This window comes from Halomicronema sp. CCY15110, assembly GCF_016888165.1.
In the GTDB taxonomy this organism is placed as follows: domain Bacteria; phylum Cyanobacteriota; class Cyanobacteriia; order Phormidesmidales; family Phormidesmidaceae; genus Halomicronema.
Genome location: NZ_JACSWC010000422.1, coordinates 42,027 through 48,675, shown reverse-complemented (window position 1 = coordinate 48,675; position 6,649 = coordinate 42,027). Strand labels below are relative to the sequence as shown.

At 47.5% G+C, this 6,649-nt stretch carries 4 protein-coding genes; 3 read left to right on the top strand and 1 reads right to left on the bottom strand.

Going from position 1 to position 6,649, the window contains the following annotated elements:
• Window positions 1–68 precede the first annotated feature (68 nt).
• The gene (locus JUK32_RS22900) at window positions 69–878 is read right to left on the bottom strand and encodes a hypothetical protein (RefSeq protein WP_204141187.1); all 810 of its coding nucleotides are present in this window, start codon (window positions 876–878) and stop codon (window positions 69–71) included.
• Window positions 879–1,954: 1,076 nt separating this feature from the next.
• Here JUK32_RS22900 and JUK32_RS22895 point away from each other — a divergent pair.
• The 3 genes from JUK32_RS22895 (at window position 1,955) to JUK32_RS22885 (ending at window position 6,559) form a co-directional block, all read left to right on the top strand.
• Window positions 1,955–2,500 (top strand): hypothetical protein, encoded by a 546-nt coding sequence (locus JUK32_RS22895; protein WP_204141186.1) that lies wholly within the window; start codon window positions 1,955–1,957, stop codon window positions 2,498–2,500.
• A gap of 453 nt (window positions 2,501–2,953) precedes the next feature.
• Entirely contained in the window at window positions 2,954–4,876 is a 1,923-nt protein-coding gene (locus JUK32_RS22890; RefSeq protein ID WP_204141185.1) for a hypothetical protein, read from the top strand.
• A 606-nt stretch (window positions 4,877–5,482) separates the two neighbouring features.
• On the top strand, window positions 5,483–6,559 hold the full coding sequence (locus JUK32_RS22885) for a site-specific integrase (protein ID WP_204141184.1): 1,077 nt from the start codon (window positions 5,483–5,485) through the stop codon (window positions 6,557–6,559).
• Window positions 6,560–6,649 lie beyond the last annotated feature (90 nt).

Sequence of the window (6,649 nt, the reverse complement as noted above, 5' to 3'; positions counted from 1 at the left end):
TGGATCCAGATGACGAAATCAATAAATCCGCCTCTCTAGTTGTCGTCAGCCGACAGGCTCATTGTCGTCTAATAGTTGAGATAGACATGATGGGCATACTCAGTCAAATAGAGAAAGTGCATAAACGCCTGCTTCAAAGAATGGATATGCTCTTCACGCGATTTCAGCCAGTCCAGGTATTCTTGCAGCAAGCTCATCGTTTTTGCCGCTGCGGCCTCTTCAAATAGCGCTTCAACCGGCACAATCTGGAAAAGGGTCAGCTCTTCGACGGCAATATTCTTCGTCCTATGGAGCCAACCCAAGATCTTACGAACGCCCCTGGTCTGCCGTTGAATGGAGGAAGGACTCAAGGGAGGAGTCCGACTCGAAAGGGCTTCAGCGTATTCATTGAGCTCGGCCTGCAATGCAGGGGGGACGTCTTGACTGCGTAATCCAAAGTGGTGCCAAACCTTTTTGGGTTTGCCATAGATGTAGGCGGTGGGAGGCAAACCCGGACGTCGGTACGTGGGCCACGCAGCCAGAGATTGACAGTACTCGATAAATTGCCTCACAGCAGACCGGTAGACTCGTTTAGAGGCATCTGAGACCAGGTCGCCCATGCGCTGGAATAAACTTTCTTGAACTTCTAAAGCTTGATTAGCCTGTAAAAGAGACACCGAAGCCATAAATTCTATACCTCTCAACATTTCCTCAGGAGTCAAGCGGCCCGTCAGCTTTAACGGATATCCCCAGCCAGGCAAAGTGAAGCGAACAAGTCCTGTTTTGAGCTTGTTAATAGAATTTTTTGCTTGTTTATGACTCTGCTTTTGCTGCAGATAATCTTCGTATGCTGAGAATGCATCCAGCAGGTTTTCAATCTTTATTTGAGGCCCATTCATTTAGAAACCTCCCTCAAAAAATCCTTATGACTGAAATTATATTACATATTTATTGAATGATTTCGGTGAGCTTATCAAAGGCTTTGGTCGGTTTATCGCTGCTAATAGAAGACTTGGAACCTTTAGTGAATAGGGCTTTAGACAATATATAAATAATTCAACGTAATATTGAGGCGCTATATTCGTTTATTACACCTTTTCCTATATACGGGCTAAGTAACGAGCCACTTAGGACTTGAGGCTTTCTGAATTAATCTGTCGTTTTGAGACCTCATCTGACTCTGTAAAAGATACATATATACCTCCTCTAGCCATCTGCTCTATTAAGTCGCTCTTGGATGTATTTATTCCCTTTGCAGTTGTGTGCAGCCACTCTCGTGCTGTTTGAGTCAGACTCAAACAAGTCGGAATCTTGGGTTCGTCAAACGCCTCTGGCCGACCTCGCATAGATTTAATGCCTGGAGTTGCCATCGTTAGAATCCTTGGTCTATGAATCAACTGCTGAATTGGCAATTCTCTTCTTCTATCTGGGCAGACGAGAACGCAGAAGAATGATTTTGAGCTTTCCCAAAAAGCTTTGAAATTAAATTTATCTTCAGGATGGCACCCTATATTTGAATGTCAAGCCACAAAATCGACTATCAATCATTAACAAAAACTCACTATATCCAACTAGGTCAGTATCCGTGTATTACAATACTGATGTATTTAGGATGCTTTCAACTGTAGGTGAAGTGAGTGATAGTTCTGGAAGATCGCAGATGTTCCATAGCTTTTATTCCTTGAGGGCAAGTGTCCTGAGTGTTTCAAGACATCTAGCGAGGTGAATGATGGGAAGGCTGCCAAAGATACTGGCTGATCAAATCAGTCTAGAGTTGTCGAATAAATCAGTATCCTTAACTGAAGATCAGCAATGTGAGACTCTTAAGATTCGGCGATATTGGTACGCGATTTCACGTTGTCTAGAAAGCTTCTACTCAGATCAAGCAGATCCATTTAAGGCTGGCTATATAAAAGTCTCCCATGTAAAGTTCGAGGACTCCATACTTTGCTTGTCCGACTTGTACAAAAAACTTATGCTGCTTACTTATGAAGGATATCCCGCCATAGAAATGGAAGCAGATAGACTGTTTGGCGAGTTCCCATTTAATTCTCGAGCTGAACTTTTTGTGAATGTTTTACTTGAGGAAGTGATCAAATCAGTTGACGATGTCTTCCATCCTTACAAGGAAATTAGCAGCTGGAAAATAAGAAAAAGGTTGAAATACACCTTAGATAAACTTACAGATTTACCCCTGGGCAGCTCTATCCCACAACAGTTGCCAGAAATGCGACAGATTTGCAATCAAAACCAATATTCTGGCTGGTGTTGGGACGCATTTATGATTCGCACCCTAGCCGCATCTGCATTGCAACAGCCCCAGTGCCCAAATCGTCAACTCACTTCGCAGAGCCTTAAAAACTGTAAGACTGCTCAAGAGTCGCTTATTCGGGATTTCTATTTGCCAGGCTATAGACGACGGGGAGAGTGGGCACTCATATTTTCTGGCTCATTTGCCTGGATAGATGGCAAAAAAGTGCCTTGGAATCCTAAGACAAAAACTTACTCAGAAGGTAGTTAACAAAACTTCAAATCTAGATCCATTTTCGTTTGCCCAGTTTTCTGAGTGACATTGTTATCGCAGTTAAACCAACTACGGCTGTTAAGGGCCGTTAACTGCGATGACTAATCAACTTGTCTCAAAGCGAGTAATCCAAGCTGAATTGGGGATTTCGCCGAGTACTCTCAAGTATTGGCGGTTGGGCCGTGACGGGCAACGGCCCAAATTGACTGAGGGCGTCCACTGGCTGCGCGTGGGACCCCGTAAAACTCTCTACAACCTCGAACTCCTGCGGGATTTCCTGCATAACCAGACCAATCCTGATGCCCACAAACGTGCCATAAACGCCTATCTGGAATCACTAGCATCCAGTAGAGCTACTGCATAAAAATAGCCCCCGCTAAACCACAGCAGGGGCTGAAAAACTTTGCGAAAACACATAACCACACCCATCTGATGAGGCTAAGTTCACTTATGGAATATAACTCTAAGAGACAATTCTCGCAAGGAAATCAACCACCATCTAGTAACTTCAATATCCTTGAGCATCTCGACAAATTAACTCCCGTTAAGGGTAAGGCGGACGGTGAATACCACTGTCCTCTGTGCGGGGAAGAAAACTTCAAGGTCAATCTGCAAACCGGAGCATATAGTGCTTTCGCGTGTGGTTGCGCCGACACCGATGAGGGTAAACGCCAAATTCGGGAAGCGATCGCTCCCTTGAAAGAAACTCGACAATCTAACCGCCGGTGTAAACCGCGTAGGTCGACCACTCAGAAAAATCGGAATGCGCAACTCAATGCTGCAGAAGTTGAAGTGCAGGTCGACCATTTGTTGGTGATGGTAAAAGAGGAATTGCAAACCTACGAAGAATCCATCGTCGAGTTGGCAGGTTGGTGCCAAGAACATGGACACGATAAGTTTGCCGCCAGACAGTTGATGAAAGAACGGGCAAAGGCTGTTGGGCTTAATCCTGGCAAGAAAACAGCGGCGGATATTCTGAGAGAAATTGCCCTCAATGAATGCACCTTGTTCCACACACCGAGTAAAAATACCTTTGCTGACGTGGTGATAAATGGAGTCCGCCAGACGCTACCCATCCGTCGCAAGCAATTCCGTCAATGGTTAAGTCATCGTTATTTTGAGTCTGAGCAAAAAGCAGTTGGAACCCAAACTATGCAAGACACGCTGGGACTATTGGAAGCGATCGCGATATTCGACGGTGCCCAGAGAGATGTTTACCTACGTATTGCAGAGCATGCCGGTAACCTGTATCTCGACTTGGGCCGCGATGACTGGACAGTTATTCAGATCCGGGCCGATGGTTGGACACCCATTCCATCCCAGCAATGTCCGGTTAGGTTTCTCCGCCCTGACACTCAGCTTGCCTTACCTGTTCCAGAGTATGGGGATCATGTATCAGAACTGCGCAGCCTACTGAACGTCGAAGATGATGCATGGGTGTTGATTCTGGCTTGGTTGCTGTTCTGTTTCTATCCCAAGCATCCTCATCCAGTGCTGATCCTACATGGTGAACAGGGCAGTGGTAAAAGTTCCACCGCTCGGTTACTCAAAAGTTTAGTTGACCCCAGTAAGTCCCCCCTTATTCCCGCAATTTCGGATCTGAGACAGCAGGCCATCACCCTGGGCCGACGCTGGCTAGTTGTCTATGACAACCTTAGTGGCATTGCTTCAGACCAAAGTGACGCCATCTGTCGTACCTCTACCGGGGCTGGATTCACCATTCGAACCCTCTACGAAAATGATGAGGAGACGGTTTTTGAGTTTGTCCGGCCACAGTTGCTCACAGGTATTGACTCTCTGGCCACTAGGGGCGACCTCCTGGAACGCTCGATTCTGGTGAACCTTAAACCCATTCCCACCAATAATCGTATAGGGGAAGCAGACCTTGAAAAACATCTCGATGCCAATCGCCCTCGCCTGCTGGGTGCCTTGCTGACAGCAGTGAGTCAAACCCTAGCGGTACTGCCCGAGGTGAAACCGGATCATCTACCACGCATGGCAGACTTTGCCCGTTTCGCCATCGCTGCCGAACCTGCAATGGGCATTCCTGCCGGGGTCTTCATGGCCGCAATTCAAGGCAACTCTGAAGAGCACCATGAAATTGCTCTGGAGTCGTCGCCACTCGGAACAGCCATTCAGCGACTTATGGAGGGGCGGTTACGTTGGCAAGGCACCTCGACTGAACTACTTGACGAGCTTGCTAGTTTTGTAGACGAGAGAACCGTAAAGTCTAGACGTTGGCCGGGAGACGCAACCCGTTTAAGCAAAGAACTTCGACGTCTTGCCCCAGATTTAAGAGGCTGCGGTATCAACTGGTCTAAGGGTGAGGGCAAAAATAGGCGTCAACACATCTTAGAAAAATTATTCCTGTAGCGTCATTAGCATCACTCGCGTCAGCTAATCGCTCACAACCCTTACAGATTAGTATTTCAGGTCGTACGCTATCCGTGACGCTAACACCATCGCTAATCCTATAGCGTCACCTAGCGTCAATGATGAAATGCCTCTGCAACTAGGTCTTGAGTAATACCGTGACGCTAATGACGTGAGTGACGCTAACAGCAACAGCTTTTCTAGCCTTATCCATTCTGATGGGTTGGGATAATGATAGTGAGCACTCAACTCTTGCCTGCACGGGGCAACTACGTTCTTAACCAGATTCCTAGTCATCTTGTAGCTCCACTGTCCTGACTAGAGCTTTTAGAGTCATCACCATAGCGTTGCCATAGGCTAGAGCATCCTGAGTAAGGCAACTGCTGCTCAACATTCCATTTCTGGGTATCAGAACTTAGGCGAATGCATGAGGTCCGATGAATACCAGCAGTCAATCAAAAAATTAAGAGTGAAAGAAAGATGCCACGAAAGAGCGCGAGAGCAAAAAAAGGATCAGTATCAGTCACTGCACGTAGGGGACTGTTACAACTCCGATGGAGACATGAGGGCCGGCGACACACCCTCTACTATGGAAAACCTGACATATTGCAATGGCGACTTAAGGCCCAAGAACTTGCTAACGACATTGAAAAGGACATGGCCTATGGGAATTTTGACGAAACCCTCGAAAAGTACCGCCAACAGCCCCATCAGGATAAGGACACCCAACCCGTTACCACGGCAGAACTGTTCGAGCAGTTCATTGAATCCCGTCGTCAGCAAGGCAGTGGTGAATACAATCTCCATGAAGTCTACGGGACGATGCTGCGATACTTGCAGCGGTTTGGCACCATCGACAGCAGCGATCGCGCGCTGGAATTTATCGGCAAACTCAAGATGGGGGAGCTGCGTGCCACCGCAGCAAAACCAATCAGCGATCGCACCCTCAATAAATACACCTCACTGCTGCGTCGCTTTTCCCAGTGGGCGATCGCTTATGACCACTGGGAAACTGACCATTTCCGAAAGTGTGAAACCGTTCGCACTGAAAAGAACCGCGCCAGCCGGGAAGCCTTCACCGATGAGGAACGCGATCTCATACTGTCAAGTCTTCAGCTGAGCCGCTACTATCGCCACTATTACGGGTACGTCTCAGCAATGTTCTTTCTGGGACTCCGTCCCAGTGAACTGATCGGGCTCCAGTGGAAGCGTATTGACCTTGAGGGCCGCAGCCTTGTCATCGCTGAGTCATTAAGTCGGGGAGAAGACGGCAAGACTTCTAGTGCTGCCCGCAAACGTAAAGAAACCAAAACCGGAGAGGTTGCCACTTTACCGCTAGGGAGCGAGCAACTTCAGATTTTTGCCTACCAGCGCAAAAAATACCCAGACGCCAAGCCAGATAGCTTGGTGTTTCCTAGTCCCGAGGGACTAGCCATCGATGACCACAATTTTTGTAATCGCAGCTGGCATGGCATCCTCAGAGAAGCCCGTATCGATTTATACCGCCCGCCCTATGCTGCACGCCATACTTTTGCAACGTGGGCAAAGCGAAACGGTATGCCAGACGAACAAACAGCCTACTGGATGGGACACAAGACCACACGGATGGTGACAGAACACTATGGCCACCTTGACAAACAGCCTATGGTGCCCCGATTCACGTGGGCACCATTAGATGACTAAAAATTATGCCTTAATTCTGGTAACGCCCAATTGCACACCCAAAACACTGCCAAAGGTGTCTAAATGTGTCTGAGTATGACTGTACTAGAA